16 protein-coding genes are annotated in these 15,218 nt (G+C 67.8%); 6 read left to right on the top strand and 10 right to left on the bottom strand.

From position 1 onward, the window contains the following. Positions 1–317: 317 nt before the first annotated feature. The 4 genes from CF8_RS21610 to dtd all read right to left on the bottom strand — a co-directional run bounded on the left by CF8_RS21610 (position 318) and on the right by dtd (position 4,713). Complete coding sequence (locus CF8_RS21610) at positions 318–1,709, bottom strand: O-antigen polymerase (RefSeq protein WP_198016867.1); 1,392 nt, start codon at positions 1,707–1,709, stop codon at positions 318–320. 289 nt (positions 1,710–1,998) lie between these two features. Continuing rightward, complete coding sequence (locus tag CF8_RS16110) at positions 1,999–3,285, bottom strand: sulfate adenylyltransferase subunit 1 (protein WP_010834171.1); 1,287 nt, start codon at positions 3,283–3,285, stop codon at positions 1,999–2,001. Beyond that, complete coding sequence (gene cysD, locus CF8_RS16105; RefSeq protein ID WP_010834170.1) at positions 3,285–4,199, bottom strand: sulfate adenylyltransferase subunit CysD; 915 nt, start codon at positions 4,197–4,199, stop codon at positions 3,285–3,287. The genes CF8_RS16110 and cysD overlap by 1 nt, the downstream gene beginning before the upstream one ends. A 67-nt stretch (positions 4,200–4,266) precedes the next feature. Next, on the bottom strand, positions 4,267–4,713 hold the full coding sequence (dtd, locus tag CF8_RS16100) for a D-aminoacyl-tRNA deacylase (RefSeq protein ID WP_010834169.1): 447 nt from the start codon (positions 4,711–4,713) through the stop codon (positions 4,267–4,269). Positions 4,714–4,731: 18 nt separating this feature from the next. Between dtd and CF8_RS16095 the strand changes: the two genes are divergently transcribed. Further along, positions 4,732–5,556, top strand: coding sequence for a 3-keto-5-aminohexanoate cleavage protein (locus tag CF8_RS16095; protein WP_051204242.1), 825 nt, complete (start codon positions 4,732–4,734; stop codon positions 5,554–5,556). A 95-nt stretch (positions 5,557–5,651) separates the two neighbouring features. On the opposite strand, the gene CF8_RS16090 is transcribed toward CF8_RS16095, so the two are convergent. The 3 genes from CF8_RS16090 to cysC form a co-directional block, all read right to left on the bottom strand. Next, positions 5,652–6,491 (bottom strand): DUF559 domain-containing protein, encoded by an 840-nt coding sequence (locus tag CF8_RS16090; RefSeq protein ID WP_010834167.1) that lies wholly within the window; start codon positions 6,489–6,491, stop codon positions 5,652–5,654. Positions 6,492–6,630: 139 nt separating this feature from the next. Continuing rightward, the gene (locus tag CF8_RS16085) at positions 6,631–7,641 is read right to left on the bottom strand and encodes a sulfite exporter TauE/SafE family protein (RefSeq protein WP_010834166.1); all 1,011 of its coding nucleotides are present in this window, start codon (positions 7,639–7,641) and stop codon (positions 6,631–6,633) included. Positions 7,642–7,747: 106 nt separating this feature from the next. Further along, positions 7,748–8,977 (bottom strand): adenylyl-sulfate kinase, encoded by a 1,230-nt coding sequence (cysC, locus tag CF8_RS16080; RefSeq protein WP_010834165.1) that lies wholly within the window; start codon positions 8,975–8,977, stop codon positions 7,748–7,750. 40 nt (positions 8,978–9,017) lie between these two features. On the opposite strand from cysC, the gene CF8_RS16075 reads away from it, so the two are divergent. Further along, positions 9,018–9,977 carry an asparaginase gene (locus tag CF8_RS16075; protein WP_010834164.1) on the top strand — a complete coding sequence of 320 codons (960 nt, stop codon included), beginning with the start codon at positions 9,018–9,020 and terminating at the stop codon, positions 9,975–9,977. On the opposite strand, the gene CF8_RS16070 is transcribed toward CF8_RS16075, so the two are convergent. Continuing rightward, on the bottom strand, positions 9,971–10,384 hold the full coding sequence (locus tag CF8_RS16070) for a VanZ family protein (RefSeq protein ID WP_010834163.1): 414 nt from the start codon (positions 10,382–10,384) through the stop codon (positions 9,971–9,973). The genes CF8_RS16075 and CF8_RS16070 overlap by 7 nt on opposite strands. A gap of 131 nt (positions 10,385–10,515) precedes the next feature. On the opposite strand from CF8_RS16070, the gene CF8_RS16065 reads away from it, so the two are divergent. Next, complete coding sequence (locus tag CF8_RS16065; protein WP_010834162.1) at positions 10,516–10,911, top strand: helix-turn-helix domain-containing protein; 396 nt, start codon at positions 10,516–10,518, stop codon at positions 10,909–10,911. Between the two features lies 1 nt (position 10,912). Continuing rightward, entirely contained in the window at positions 10,913–11,611 is a 699-nt protein-coding gene (locus tag CF8_RS16060) for a hypothetical protein (protein ID WP_010834161.1), read from the top strand. 106 nt (positions 11,612–11,717) lie between these two features. Here the strand turns inward: CF8_RS16060 and CF8_RS16055 are convergent, their stop codons facing one another. Next, on the bottom strand, positions 11,718–12,005 hold the full coding sequence (locus CF8_RS16055) for a DUF2516 family protein (protein ID WP_010834160.1): 288 nt from the start codon (positions 12,003–12,005) through the stop codon (positions 11,718–11,720). A gap of 79 nt (positions 12,006–12,084) precedes the next feature. On the opposite strand from CF8_RS16055, the gene CF8_RS16050 reads away from it, so the two are divergent. Together CF8_RS16050 and CF8_RS16045 are read left to right on the top strand one after the other, a co-directional pair. Further along, a complete protein-coding gene (locus CF8_RS16050; protein WP_232211525.1) occupies positions 12,085–12,438 on the top strand; it encodes a phosphomannose isomerase type II C-terminal cupin domain in 354 nt (117 codons plus the stop codon). Positions 12,439–12,592: 154 nt separating this feature from the next. Further along, positions 12,593–13,768 carry a hypothetical protein gene (locus CF8_RS16045; protein ID WP_156887248.1) on the top strand — a complete coding sequence of 392 codons (1,176 nt, stop codon included), beginning with the start codon at positions 12,593–12,595 and terminating at the stop codon, positions 13,766–13,768. Between the two features lie 18 nt (positions 13,769–13,786). Here CF8_RS16045 and CF8_RS16040 read toward each other — a convergent pair whose 3' ends face one another. Continuing rightward, the gene (locus CF8_RS16040; protein ID WP_010834157.1) at positions 13,787–15,199 is read right to left on the bottom strand and encodes a sugar nucleotide-binding protein; all 1,413 of its coding nucleotides are present in this window, start codon (positions 15,197–15,199) and stop codon (positions 13,787–13,789) included. Between the last annotated feature and the right edge of the window lie 19 nt (positions 15,200–15,218).

Genomic DNA, 15,218 nt, shown 5'->3' with positions numbered 1-15,218 from the left:
ACCTCGTCGGAATCGCCGTGTACCCAGGCGACCTTCTTCTAGATCCGCACCGCCTCGCGTGGTCCAGGCGTAGTGCCCCGACCTCGACACCCCCAGCAGTCGTGCCATCCGGACGACGGCGAAGTTGTTCTTCTCCACGTGCATCAGTTTCGAACGCTTCACGTTCGTATCCGAGGCTCCCTGGGCGAAGAAGAGTGACGCTTTTTTCAAGAACGCCCGGTTCAACTTCAGCTCGGCAACCTCCTTGCGGAGCCTGGCCAGATCGACTCGCTCCGCATGTCGGTGAGACTGCCACGAGTGGCTCGAACTTACCGGCTCTAGGTGGAGGATCGACCCTTTGCGGATCGCGACCCTGTCTGCCCGCTGCGCCGATATGAAGCCCAAGAGGTCACGAAAACAACGAGACCAACGGCCAGAAGAGGCACCAAGATGCCCTTGTACTGTTGCAGGAAATCTCCCCGAAGCATGACAGGGATCCGGGAAATAATGAGTGGGTATGCAAGGCAGGTCGCCTGCACGGGCCACGCATGAGCCTTCATTTCTGCCATTCGCAGCATGAACGCGAACAAAAGGGGAATTGTTACTAGTCCCAGCCACCCAAAGTTCCACCAAGCCTCGGCGACGGGCGAGAAGCCAAGTCCAGATTGAGCGGTGTGGTTGATCACATCGGGAAATCGATGTGTTGCGGTTGGATGGTCATCCAGGTCGATTGGAACTACGGGAAGTGCGTGCATCATGGCGACAAGATATGTTTCCCCGTATAGATGCTGGGACTGGGAAGGGATTGCATTAACGGCGAGCGTGCTTGTATTGGTCGCAGATGCAACAGGGCGTAGTATCGCCGAGATGGGATTCATTGCGGTCCCTGTCCGCAAGAGGCCAACGATCGCTAAGGCGAGAAAGCCAGCGCATGCAACGGCCGCGAGTTTGCCAATAGGGATTCTTTTGATGCGGTGATGGTATGCCCAGAGGAGCACGATCGTGGGCGCGAGAAGTTCATCGCGGGTCCCAATTATGAGCGATGTGATACCCCAAATTCCGAGCAGGGCTAGGGCGCTGGGTGGCACCAATGTCGCAAGTGGCCGTCGGACGGCAATCAACAGGAGCATGACTGCAGGTAGTGGCAGCAGGCTTGCGTAGCGGAACGCAGTGATTTGCCACGTCGCTCCAAATCCATTGAATGTGTTGAAGGATCCAGGACCAAACATAACGAGGTGCGCAAGGCGCAGAGCCGCGGCCACGAGCAGCAGGGCGAGGGCGATGCGAAACAAAGTCTGTCTAGTTGCGAACGGCAACCTCGTGCCAACTACCTGACGATGTGGTGGGGATGTCTTTTTTGCCCGACCAGGGACCGGGACCCACAGGCCCGCGGCTAGGGACGCGACAAAGATGGTCAATGCAGCGACACTCGTCACAGTCAATTGCGAGGGCTTGAGGAAGTATGGGCCGAATCCGCCGGTGGCTGCGTAGATCGCTGGCCCCAGAAGGCACGCGCACGTGTAGGCGAGAGGAAATACACGTGATGCGAACGCATCGCCTGATGTGATCAGCACGCGCACCGACAGAGCAAGCCCGGCGGCGAGTACCAAGGTGCTTGCGACGAGCGCGGACTTCACGGCTGGTGGGGTGTCGGCCTGCGAAAGTGCTGACAGCGCTAATCCTGCGGCGAGTAGCGCCACAAGCGTGGGCATGACGCGGGGGCCGCTCATAGCCACAAGCAATCGGCGGCCCCTGCGAAGGGCTTTTGTGGATGCCGCGGTCATGGCCCAATCGCGGGTGGATAGATTCACGCAGCTGTCTCGCGTCTGTTGTGCCTTGTCGCGGAGGGCCACGACGTAAACGTCGAGACCGCCGTGGAGAACGATGCTTCGCCACTGTTCACGGGGGAATCCTATCGCCCCGTCATCGGCGCGGGGCGCGAAGGAAAAAGTCCTTCAGGCCCCGCGCCAAGGAGCGCAAAATGGAACCAGCCCCTGATGGTGCCACGTGGAGCCGGAGTCAACTGCCGGCGTTGATCATGCCGGCGCCGACGGTGACGCCGGTCGCCTCGTCGATCAGGATGAAGGACCCGGTGGTGCGGTTCTTCGAGTAGGGGTCGCACAGCAGCGGGACGGTGGTGCGCAGCTGGATGCGGCCGATCTCGTTGAGACCGAGCTCCTTGGTGTCCTGGTCGCGGTGCAGGCTGTTCACGTCAAGGCGGTACTGGATGTCCTTGACCATGGCGCGCGCCGTACGCGTCGTGTGCTTGATCTGGAGCTTCTGCCGAGGCTTGAGCGGCTCGTTGGTCATCCAGCAGACCATCGCGTCGATGTCCTGGCTGGGCTTCGGAGCGTTGTTGACGCGAGCGATCATGTCGCCGCGCGAGACGTCGACGTCGTCCGCGAGGCGGACGGTCACCGACATCGGCGGGAACGCCTCGGCGACCTCCTGGTCGAAGAGATCGATGCCCTGGATCTTGGATGTCATGCCGCTGGGCAGCACGACGACCTCGTCGCCGGGCTTGAGGACGCCACCGGCGACCTGGCCGGCGTAGCCGCGGTAGTCGTGGAACTCGTCGGACTTGGGCCGCACCACGAACTGCACGGGGAAGCGGACGTCGACGAGGTCACGGTCGGAGGCCACGTGCACGTTCTCGAGGTGGTGCATCAGCGTCGGGCCGGAGTACCACGGGGTGTTCTCGCTGCGCGTCACGACGTTGTCACCCTGCAGCGCCGAGATCGGGATGACCTCGAGGTCGGGGATGTTCAGCTTCGTGGCGAAGGTCGTGAACTCCTTGTGGATCTTGTCGTAGACCTCTTCGGACCAGTCGACGAGGTCCATCTTGTTCACGGCCAGCACGAGGTGCGGGACCCGCAGCAGCGAGAGGAGCACGGCGTGACGTCGCGACTGCTCGGTCAGGCCCTGGCGGGCGTCGACCAGCACGAGGCCCAGGTCGGCGGTGGAGGCACCGGTGACCATGTTGCGGGTGTACTGGATGTGGCCCGGGGTGTCGGCGATGATGAACTTGCGGCTGGGCGTCGCGAAGTAGCGGTAGGCCACGTCGATGGTGATGCCCTGCTCGCGCTCGGAGCGCAGACCGTCGGTCAGCAGTGCCAGGTCGGTGTAGTCGTAGCCCTTGGACACCGAGGAGGCCTCGACGGCCTCGAGCTGGTCCTCAAAGATCGACTTGGAGTCGAGCAGCAGGCGACCGATGAGGGTGGACTTGCCGTCGTCGACGGAGCCGGCGGTGGCGAAGCGGAGGAGGTCCATCTGACCGTGGTCAGAGGAGGTCTGGGGGGTGCCCATCAGAAGTAGCCTTCCTTCTTGCGGTCTTCCATGGCCGCCTCGGAGAACCGGTCGTCGCCACGGGTCGCGCCGCGCTCGGTGACCCGGGCGATCGCGATCTCGTCGATGATCTCGGCAGTGGTGGATGCGGTCGACTCGACGCAACCGGTCTGGGACTTGTCGCCGACGGTGCGGAAACGGACCATCTTGGTCTCGACCTTCTCGTTGCCGACGGGCTGCACGGCGTCGGAGAGCGAGAGCCACATGCCGTCGCGCAGGATGACCTGGCGCTCGTGGGCGAAGTAGATCGAGGGGATCTCGATCTGCTCGCGGTCGATGTAGTGCCAGATGTCCAGCTCGGTCCAGTTGGACAGCGGGAAGATCCGCATGTGCTCGCCGGCGTGGATGCGACCGTTGTAGAGGCTCCACAGCTCGGGGCGCTGCATCTTCGGGTCCCACTGGCCGAACTCGTCGCGGTGGGAGTAGACGCGCTCCTTGGCGCGGGCCTTCTCCTCGTCACGACGGCCACCACCGAAGGCGGCGGTGAAGCCGTTCTCCTCGATGGCGTTGAGCAGGGTGCCGATCTGGTGACGGTTGCGCGAGGTCTTGCCGTCGTCGATCACGACGCCGTTGGCGATCGCGTCGTCGACGCTGGCGATGTGGATCCGCGCGCCGAGGCGGTCGACCCAGTTGTCGCGGGTCGAGAGCACCTCGTCGAAGTCCAGGCCGGTGTCGACCTGGAGCAGCGGGAAGGGCAGCTTGGCGGGGTAGAAGGCCTTCTCCGCCAGCCGGAGCATGACGATGGAGTCCTTGCCACCGGAGAACATGAGGACCGGCTTCTCGAACTCGGCGGCGACCTCACGGAAGATGTGGATCGACTCTGCCTCAAGCTGGTCGAGCTGACTCAGCTGGTAGTCGGCGTGGGTGGTGGTCATGACAGACGAGGGGCCTCTCTGGGGGACAGCAGCCCACATCGTAGCGATGCCCGCGGGGAACGTCGCATCACGCGTCGCTGGCGGGCCCCGGGGAGTCGAGGATCACGGTGATCGGGCCGTCGTTGACCGAGCTCACCTGCATGTCGGCCCCGAACACCCCGCGGGCCACGGGGGTGCCCAGCCGCTCGAGCTCGGCGCACACAGCGGCGTACGTCGGCTCGCTGATCTCGCGCGGAGCGGCGGCGATCCACGTGGGCCTGCGACCCTTGCGCGCATCGCCGTACAACGTGAACTGGCTGACGACCAGGACGGGCGCGCCGACGTCGCCGGCGGACTGCTCGTCGCGCAGGATGGGGACGTCGCGGACCTTGCGCGCCATCCATTCGACGTCGCGCGGCCCGTCGGTGTGGGTGATGCCGAGGTAGACGAGGAGGCCGGGGTCGGTGATCGCGCCGACGACCTCGCCGTCGACGGACACGCTGGCACTCAGGACCCGCTGGATGACTGCACGCATGGTGCAAGGATGCCGCTCATGTCCGCTCCACTGCTGATCACCGTGGCGCCCACCGGCGCCGAGACCACCAAGGCCGACTGCCCGCAGCTCCCCACCACCCCCGAGGAGCTCGCCCAGACTGCCGCCGACTGTGAGGCGGCAGGTGCCGCCATGATCCACATCCACGTGCGCGACGCGTCGCACGCGCCGACCCTCGACCAGGCGCTGCTGCGCGAGTGGGTCGCGGCGGTGCGCGCGTCGTCCTCGCTCGTCGTCCAGCTCTCGACCGGCGGCTCGGTCCACGACCCGATCGAGGAGCGGCTCAAGGTGCTCGACGCCGAGCCCGACAGCTGCAGCCTGACGATGGGCACCACCAACTTCGGCGACGACGTGTTCCTCAACCCGTGGCCGTTCGTCAAGGAGCTCTACCAGCTCGCCCTCTCACGGGGGATCGCGCCCGAGTTCGAGCTCTTCGACCTCGGGCAGGTGCACGCGCTGGGACGGCTGTTCCGCGAGTTCGGGGTGCCGGCCGGCGGCAAGGCGCACGTCGACTTCGTGATGGGCGTGCCGGGCGGCATGCCTGGTACGGCGCCCGCGCTGGTCGCCGCCGTCGCGGCACTGCCTCCCGAGGTGACGTCGTGGGCGGCCACCGGGATCGGGCGCTCGACGCTGTCGGTCGCCATGGCGTCGCTGTCCATGGGCGGGCACCTGCGCGTGGGGATGGAGGACGTCCTCACCATCAGCCGCGGCGTGCCCGTCGAGTCCAACGCCCAGCTCGTGTCACGGGCCGTCGCGCTGGGGGAGCTGGCGCAGCGGACCCCGATGACCCCCGCCGAGTGCCGCTCGTTGCTCGGGCTGAGCTGAGGAAGGGCCCGTTTTCTGGCGAATGGCCCGCAACGCGCCGTACGGCGAGAGGACACGCCGCAGGCAACGCCCGGCGGCGCCAGGAAGTGGCCCCGTCAGGCGGCGCGGGGCAGGGCGAGGGCTGCGCGGACGGTGGCCACGACCTCAGCGGGCTTGAACATCACCTGGTCCCACGTGAAGCGCAGCACGATCCATCCGCCGGTGACCAGAGCGTTGTAGCGCAGGCAGTCCTGGTCGTGGGCGTCCTTCTCGCCATGGTGCGCGAACGAGTCCGCCTCGATGGCGATGCCGTTGAAGGGGTCGGCGAGGTCAGGGTGGTAGGTGACCCCGTTGATGGTGGTCGCCCATTGGGGCACCACGGCGATGCCCGCCTCGATCAGGATCGCGCGGAGCACCGACTCGAACGGGTTGGCGGCGAGGTGGGTCGAATGCGCCACCACGCGCCGTGCAGCCGCAGGGGCGGCTGCCGTCAGGGCGGCCTCGAGCTCCTCGCGCGTCACCTCCCCGCTGCGCAGGGCCGAGTCCGCCACCGACAGGGCCTCGTCGAAGGGCAGCTCGGCCGCGCAGTCCAGCACGGTGCGGACCCGGGAGGTCGCCCACCCGTCGAGGTCGGCGCGTGGGAGGGCCCCGACGGTCAGGGACGCGTCGATCGTCTCGGACGGCGTCGCCGCCACCTGGATGTGTGGCCACTGTGCCGACCACTTCACCTTCCACCCCCAGTGTGCCGCCGCGGAGAGCAGCCGGAGGTGGCCGTCGATCGCGACTGCCACGGCCTGCGCCTCGTCCTGGGAGGGCAAGGCGTAGCGCGAACGCGACACGTGCACGACCCGGCCGGTGGAAACCGCGCGCCGCAGACGCTTGCGCGTGGTCAGGCCGATCACCTCACGCGTGGACGCGATGCCACCCAGGCGGGTGAGTGCGGCCACGGGGTCCATGCCGCGAGTCTCGCCAACGGGCGGCGGAGGCGCGAACGGTTCTCCACAGAGGGCCGCTTCTCGAGGCGCAGGGCCGCAACACGCCGTACGGCGAGAGCGCCACGCCGCACGAGACGGCGGGTGCTGTGAAGACGTGGCCCTAGTCGCCGGTGCGCTTCATCCCGACGAGCCCCGGTTTGTAGTTGGGGTCCTCGAGCTGCGCGATGGTGGGGGAGCCGAACATCGGCAACCCCTGCGACTTGCGGATGAAGCCCCACACGATCGGCAGCACGACGACGACGAAGAGGCCGACTCCCGCGATGAGCATCGGGTGGGTCTCGTCCTCACCGGCACCGAGCGGGGCCCAGCCGGCCTTGTCGAGCAGCGCGACGCCGCTCATGGTCAGCACCACGACGATGCCGCGGCGGATGATCGACTGGGGGACCCTGGGCGCGATCTTGGCGCCGAGGAGGGTGCCGGGGACCGAGCCGATGACGAGCGGGATGAGCACGCCCCAGTCGAGACCGTGCAGGGCGATGTTGGAGATGGCGGCGGCCATGACCAGCGGCACGGCCTGCACGAGGTCGGTGCCGACGAGCTTCACGGCGCTGAGGCCGGGGTAGAGCATCAGCAGCGCGATCATGATCACCGAGCCGGACCCGACGCTGGTGATGCCGACCAGGAGCCCGCCGAGGGCCCCGACGAGCAGCGTCGGGATCGGACGGATGGCGGGGTTCTCCTCCGCCTGCACGCCGTCGCCGCGGACACGCTTGAGGTTGATGTAGAGCCGCAGCGCATAGGTCGCGGCGGCGAAGAGCAGCGCGAAGCCGATGCAGAGCTTGAGGGTCGCGTCGAGATCCGCGGGGTCGGCGAACCAGCTGACGAGGTGGGGCCCGAGCAGCGCCATCGGCACCGAGCCGATGATCAGCCACTTGGCGAGCTGCATGTTGGGCGAGCCCTCGCGCTTGTGCACGATCGCGCCGCCGGTCTTGTAGACCGCTGCGGCGGTCAGGTCGGCCGTGACGACGGTCGCGGCCTCACCGACGCCGAGGAAGATCAGCGCGGGCGTCATCAGCGCGCCGCCGCCCATCCCGGTCAGCCCGACGACGATGCCGACGAAGAATCCGGCCGCCAGGATCGACAGTGCGGTGATGGTGAGAAGGTCAGCCATCAGTCCTCCTCGGGACGTACGGGAACAATCACGCTCAACATAGTCGAGATTGTGCACGCTGCCGCCACGGCAGCCGAATTCCCACGCCGCCGGCCGGCCGCCGACCTCACCTCGCCCCTTCCTGCTCGACCACCGGGGCGGTGCGGAGGTCGAGGTGGCCGGACTCCGCCAGCGCCTCGATCACGTCGTCCAGCGCGGCCTCGATCGTCCGCCCGGTGGTGTCGACGCGCACAGCGGCGTCCTCGGGCTCCTCGTACGGCGAGGAGATGCCCGTGAACTCCGGGATCTCACCGCGGCGGGCCTTGGCGTAGAGCCCCTTGCGGTCGCGGCGCTCGCACTCCTCCAGCGGCGTGGCGACGTGCACGAGGAAGAAGGCGCCGCCGGCCTCCTCGACCATCGCCCGCACCTGCTTGCGGGTCTCGTCGAAGGGCGCGATCGGGCTGCACACGGCGAGCCCGCCATGGCGCGAGATCTCGGCCGCCACCCAGCCGATGCGGCGGATGTTCGTCTCGCGGTCGGCCTTGCTGAACGTCAGGCCGGCGCTGAGGTTGCGGCGCACGACGTCGCCGTCGAGGCTCGTGACGGTGCGGTGCCCCTGCTCCAGCACGCGGTCCATCAGCGCCTGGGCGAGCGTGGACTTGCCGCTGCCGGACAGGCCGGTGAAGAACAGCACCAGTCCTTGGTCCTCGGGTGCAGGCAGGTCGCGCTCGACGATCGCGGCGATGGTCTCGGGGTAGGGCCCGTCGGTGTCGGCCAGGGCGTGGACCGGGTCGCCCGCGGCGTACGTCGCTGCGACCTGCACCCCGAGGTCGTGATCGGCCTCGGGGTCACCGTGGGCGGCGAGCGGGACCACGACGACGGCTGCATCGTCGAGGAGGTCACAGGCCGCGAGCGTGGCGCGGACGAGGGCGACCGAGGACAGGCGGGAGGTGCCGTGACCGGCGAAGGCGAGCAGCAGCACCGGACCGAGGGCGCGGAGCTCGTCGAGCTCGGCCTCGGTGAGGGCATCGGTCACCGGCACCACCGTGCGACCGGCGTGCTGCTCGCGCACCTCGGCGGGGGACAGGTGGAGCCGGCGGAAGGGTCCGAACTGTGCGTGCGTCAGCGCGGTCACGGCCCCGGTCGCGGGCGACAGGGTCGCCAGCGGCAGGCCCTCGGGATCGACGAGCTCGACGGACTCGGCGGCGGCGATCTCGGCGGGCAGGTCCACGGTGACCACGCTGCCGGGTTCGTTGAACGCGGTGAGCGGAGCCAGTGCGCCGGTCGTGAGGAGCTGGAGGTCATCGAGCTCGCGGGGCGTGGGGCAGTGCTGAGGGCTGGGCTGGGGTGTCGACACGGCTGCAATCCTGCCAGTCCGCGGGCACTAGCCTGCAGGCATGTCAGCACCAGTCGTCGTTGCAGAGATCGTGCGTTCGGGCTTCGTGGAGGGCCACCACTACGGATCGGTCGTGGCGCTCGACGCCGCCGGCGAGGTCGAGTGGGCCGTCGGCATGGTCGACGCGCCGATCCTGCCGAGGTCCTGCAACAAGCCGATCCAGGCGCTCGCCATGGTGCGAGCCGGCCTCGACCTGCCTTCCGAGCTGCTCGCGCTCGCGTGCGCGTCGCACTCCGGGGAGCCCTTCCACCTCGAGGGAGTACGCCGCATCCTGGCCGGCGCCGAACTCGACGAGTCCGCCTTGCAGACCCCGCTCGACTACCCGCTCGACGACACAGCCCGGGACGCGGTGATCCGCGACGGCGGCGCCAAGACGTCCCTCCAGATGAACTGCTCGGGCAAGCACGCCGCGATGCTCGCCACCTGTGTGCTCAACGGCTGGTCGATCGACGACTACCTCGAACCGAAGCACCCACTGCAGGTCGCGATCGCGGACACCTTCGCCGAGCTCACGGGCGAGCCGATCGACATCGTGGCCGTCGACGGCTGCGGAGCCCCCCTGCTCTCGACGTCGCTGATCAGCCTCGCTCGCGCCTTCCGCGCGCTGGCCGTCGCCGACGCGGGTCCTGAGCGTCAGATCGCCGAGGCCATCCGCGCGCACCCGGCCTTCGTCTCCGGGACCACGCGCGACGAGCTCGCGCTGCTCACCGCCATCCCCGGCTCCATCGGCAAGGCCGGCGCCGAGTCCTGCTACGTCGTGGCGCTGACCGACGGGCGGGCGTTCGCGCTGAAGACCGACGACGGAGCGCCTCGGGTTCGGCCGGTGCTGATGGCGGCGGCGCTGGAGCGCTCGGGCGTTGTCGACCTCGACGGGGTGGATGGCGTCGCCGTACGCAAGACCGGGGAGCTGACCCTGCTGGGTGGCGGGAAGCCGGTCGGCGAGATCCGCGCCTGCTACTGACGCCGCGCGCGCAGGACGACCCACGCGGCCAGCGCGCCGAGTGCTGCGCCGAGGGTGTTGGCGACCACGTCGGAATGGGTGGCTGAGCGGTCCGGCTGAGCCGTCTGGATGAGCTCGACGAGCATCGAGCCGACGAACCCGGCCGCGATCCACGCGCTCACGGACACGGTCGGGCGCAGCAGTGACCCGAGCAGCGACAGTGGCATGAAGGCCAGCACGTTGAGTCCGAACTCGACCCGAGCGGACACCACGAACTGTGCTGGGAAGTGCAGACGCGTGCCCAGCGCTGCCACGCGCGAGACGAGCTCCGACCCGATGGCAGGGGAAGGGTTGAGCAGGACGATCACCAGAACGGTGGCGTACGCGATCAGCGCCAGACTCAGGACGCGACGCACCGATGGGGACATGGTGCGGAGCCTACGATGCGCCCGGTGGTGACTCGTCTGCTAGCACGCATACCCGCCTGGAATGGGTGATGTGAGCGCGATCACCGCTGCTCTGTTTGCATTTTGCTAACTATCGTTAGCAAGATGGTGACATGGCCAAGGGCAAGGACGGGAAGACCGTCGTCGAGTCACTCGGGGGTTTCCTCAGGGAGCAGCGACTCGCGTCGCGGTTGTCCCTGCGGCAGCTCAGCGAGCAGGTCGGCGTCAGCAACCCCTACCTGAGCCAGATCGAACGCGGTCTGCGCCGGCCCTCGGCAGAAGTTCTCCAGCAGATCGCCAAGGCGCTGCGCATCTCCGCCGAACAGCTCTACGTCCGGGCCGGCATCGTCAGCCCCGCCGAGCACGTCGGTGCGACGGTCGAGCTCGCCATCCTCGCGGATGCGGGTCTCACGGAGCGCCAGAAGCAGTCCCTGCTGGATGTCTATTCCTCCTTCCTCGCGCTCAACGCGGGGCAGGATCCCGAAGCAACCCAACACATGGAGAAATGACATGGCGAAGACCAAGTTCGACATCAAGACCGAGGCCACCAAGCCGCTCCTCGCGGGCGTCGGCGTCACCGACCTCGCCGTCGAGGTCGTTCGCGACTTCGTGTCGGAGACCCAGACCCGCCTCGTGGGCGTTCAGAAGGACGTCACCGCTCGCGTCGCCGACGTGCAGACGAAGGTCGCCAACCCGAAGGCGCTGCGCGAGCAGGCCGTGACGGTCGTCAACGCCCGTGTCGACGCCCTCACCACCGACGCCAAGGCTCGCCGCAAGGCGATCGAGGCCCGCGTCGCCGAGCTGCAGACCGAGGCCAAGGCCTACCCCGCCAAGGTCCAGACCCTCGTCGACGACAACGTCACCGTCGCCACCGACACCTACACCGACCTGGTCAAGCGCGGCGAGTCGCTCGTCGGCCGCATCCGTCGCCAGGAGTCCACCAAGGCGACCGTGACGTCCGCCAAGACCACCGTGTCGAAGGCCAAGACCACCACCACGCAGGCCAAGAAGGCCACCGGCACGTCCACCACGCAGGCGAAGACCGCCGCGAAGAAGACCGCCACCACGACCAAGACCGCCGCGAAGCCGGCCGCCAAGAAGGCTGCGGCGACCAAGTCGTCCGCCAAGGCCACGGTCACCTCCGCCAAGAAGACCGCCAGCACCGCGGTCAAGGCCGTCTCCGACGCCGCCGAGAAGCTGGGCGACTGAAGAGAAGACGACGGACAGCTGACGCTGTTCTGACTCCCTGGATCCTCCATCCCAGGATCCTGACGAAGCCCTCGGCGTCATGCCGGGGGCTTCGTGCATCTGCGGGTCAGTGTCGCTGGGTGACCTCCGCGAGAGCCGGACGTGTGTCCGCGAGGTAGACGAACGCGGCGATCGTGAAGGCCAGGTTGATCAGGGTCAGCGGCGTGGGGATCAGTATCTGCGCGACCAGGCCGAGACCGAGACCGATCGTCCAGGCGGCCTTGGTGCCGCGACTGGACGCGGGGTAGGCCTCGGTGGGGTAGAGCACGGCGTTGATGAAGGCGAAGCCCTTGACGCCGAGCATGACGAGGAGCACCAGCAGCGAGGTGTAGCCCTCGAGGGCGTAGACGGTCACACCGTTAACCTTACGTGCGCCGCCAGCCGTTAAGGTGTGCCCGTCATCAAGCGAGGTAGACGGGGTTTTGTGGATGTCGATGTACTCGGAAGATCGACCGTGGGGCTCGTGGCACGTCATCGACGAAGGTGACGGCTACAAGGTCAAGCGGATCCACGTCTCGACCGGGCAACGCCTGTCCTACCAGACCCATGAGCACCGTTCCGAGCACTGGGTCGTCATCTCCGGTACGGCGACCTGTGTCGTCAACGGCGAGACGGTCGTCGCCGAGGCCGGTCACTCCGTCGACATCGCCCAGGGCGATGCGCACCGGATCACCAACGTGCACGACGAGGAGCTGGTGATCATCGAGGTCCAGCGCGGCGCCTACACCGGTGAGGACGACATCTGCCGGCTCGAGGACGACTACGGACGCAGCGACTCCCCTGCCTGAGAGTCACCGCGATGTCGAGACAGCCTCCGGCATCAGCGTTGTACGCTCCGTGTCAATGAAAGCTCTCTTGCCGCGCGCGGTCTCTCGCGCCTTCGTCGGCGCACTCACTGCAGCCCTGGTCGTCTCGTTGGCCCCGTCGGCACACGCTGAGCGGGTGAAACCGGAGCTCTTCGGGATGGACTTGGTCCAGTTCACGGCTCCTGCGGCACCGTTGGTGTCCACGCCCACGATGCGCCTGATCGTCCGCTGGTCCAAGGTGGAGTCATCTCCTGGTCAATTCGACTGGTCGGAGCTCGATGCCAGGGTCGAGATGGCGCGTCAGCACGGTTCCAGGCCGCTGTTCACGCTCTTCAGCACGCCGGACTTCTATGCCGTGTATGAACCCGGCATGCCGGACTACGTGTCGGCGCACCTCCGCCCGCCCAAGCCCAGCGGCTATCGCGGCTTCGTGCGGGCCCTGGCGCAGCGATATGGCTCAGGGGTGGACTACCAGATGTGGGCGGAGATGAACGCGGCGGGCAACTACATCGGCTCTCCTCGAGGCTTGGCGAAGCTGGCACGGGTCGCCGCGCAAGAGGTCCATCTGCACGCACCCGGGGCCAAGGTGGTCGCGCCGCAGGGGCCGATCCGGGAGCAGTGGGGCCGGGACTGGTTCCGCGACTTCTGGGGCGAACGAGTCTTCGGGAAGACGGCGGCAGACTGGGTCGACGTGGCATCCTTCAGCGGGTTTCCCCGCCCCAAGCATGGGCCTGAGAAGGGGCTCTGGCTCGTCAATTGGCTACGCCGCATGACGGCCGAGCACGGCTTCGACGGGCCGATCTGGATCGTCGAGATCAACTACGACGTGAATGGAAAGCGACCGACGGTCCCGATCGGCATCGACGAGCAGGTCGCCAACGTGGTCAAGACCTACGTGCTCAATGCCGCCATCGGGACAGAGCGGGTCTACTGGCACTACTGGTATTCGCCGAAGCCGAACATGAACACGAGCATGCTGACCTCCGACAAGCAGGTAGCGCCCCCCGGCAAGGCCTTTGAGGTGATCCAGCCGTGGCTGATCGGCACCCGGGCCGAAGGGTGCACGGTCACCAAGGACGACCTCTACACCTGCCTGTTCACCACCCGGCGAGTCGAGCGCCGAGTGATCTGGAGCATGTCGGGACGAGAACGGCGCGTCGTGGTGCCCGACCGGACGACCGAGGTCTTCTCCGCTGACGGGACGGTGAGCGACATCGGTTCGCGCAGGCGCGTTCGGGTCGGCCTGGTGCCGGTGATGGTCGAGTCCAAGCGTGAAGCGGGCCGTGGGCAGGACTCGAAACCGCGCCGCTGACCGTGGCCGACGCGCCTGCTAGCCGGCGAGGTAGCGGTCGAGGGCGACGAGCGCGTCCTCGGGCTCGAAGCCGGTGGCGCGGATCTTCGCCAGCGACATCGCCGACTGCAGTGGGCGGGGGGCGAAGGGACTGCCCTTCTCGAGCACTCCGGCGGCGTACTCCGCGGTCGTCGTCTCCGAGACGTCCTCGGCAGCGCGGCCGGAGCGGGTGAAGACCTCGCGCGCGATCTCCGCCCAGGACATCGCTGCGCCGCCGTTGGAGACGTTGTAGGTCCCGAAGCCCGCCCCTGAGGAGATCAGGTGCTTCGTCGCGCGCGAGAGCTCGTCGGCGAAGGTGAGGCGTCCGACCTGGTCGCTGACCACGGACGGCGAGACGCCCTTGGCGGCGAGGTCGGCCATGGTGCGGACGAAGTTCTTGCCGTCGCCGATCACCCACGAGGTCCGCAGGAGGTAGTGCCGCGGCGCGAGCCCGACGGCGATGTCGCCGGCGGCCTTGGACTGGGCGTACACGCCGAGCGGGGAGACCGGCTCGTCCTCGGTGTGCTCCTCCGCGGTGCCGTCGAAGACGTACTCCGACGAGTAGTGCACGAGCGTGAAGCCGTGCGTCGCGGCCAGGCCCGCCAGGGTCGCGGGCGCCGTGGCGTTCGCTGCCCAGGACGTACGGCGACCATCGGCCGTCTCAGCGACATCGACGGCTGTGTAGGCGGCGGCGTTGAGGACTGCTGCGTATTCGTGCCAGGGCCAGGCGGCGACCGCCGCAGCGTCGGTCAGGTCCAGCGCGGTCACGCCGTCGCCGGCGACCAGGTCGACGAGGTCGGCCCCGGGGAAGTCGACCTGCAGGGCGCGGCCGAGCTGGCCGAGCGCGCCGATGATCAGCGTCTTCTTCGGCGCGATCGCGGTGGTCGGGTCGAGCGTCGGGTTGTTCTGGTCCTTGTCCGAGATGATCGCCTCGGCGAGCGGGATCGGCCACGCGATCGCGACGGTCGGGTCGTCGAGCGCCAGTGCGGGGTAGGCGACACCGGGACGCCAGTGCTCGTTGACGAGATAGGTGTAGGCCGTCGAGTCCTCGAGCACCTGGTAGCTGTTGCCGACACCGCGCGGGACGAAGACCGCGACGGCGGTGTCCATCTCGAGCGTGAAGGTCGCGCCGAACGACTCGCCCTCGCGCATGTCGACCCAGGCGCCGAAGATCCGGCCGGTCGCGAGCGAGACGAACTTGTCCCACGGCTCGGTGTGGATGCCGCGGGTCACGCCTCGGTCGGAGTTGAAGGAGACGTTGTTCTGAACGGGGCCGAAGTCGGGCAGCCCGATCGCCAGCATCTTCTCGCGCTGCCAGTTCTCCTTGAAGAACCCGCGGGAGTCGTCACGACGGTCGAGGCGGACGACGACCAGGCCGGGGATGGGAGTGGTCTCGAGGGAGGGCAGGGACATCTAGAAGCTCCTTGGTTTC

Source organism: Nocardioides sp. CF8, assembly GCF_000389985.1.
Lineage (GTDB): Bacteria > Actinomycetota > Actinomycetes > Propionibacteriales > Nocardioidaceae > Nocardioides > Nocardioides allogilvus.
This window is presented reverse-complemented; position numbering and strand designations above follow the sequence as displayed.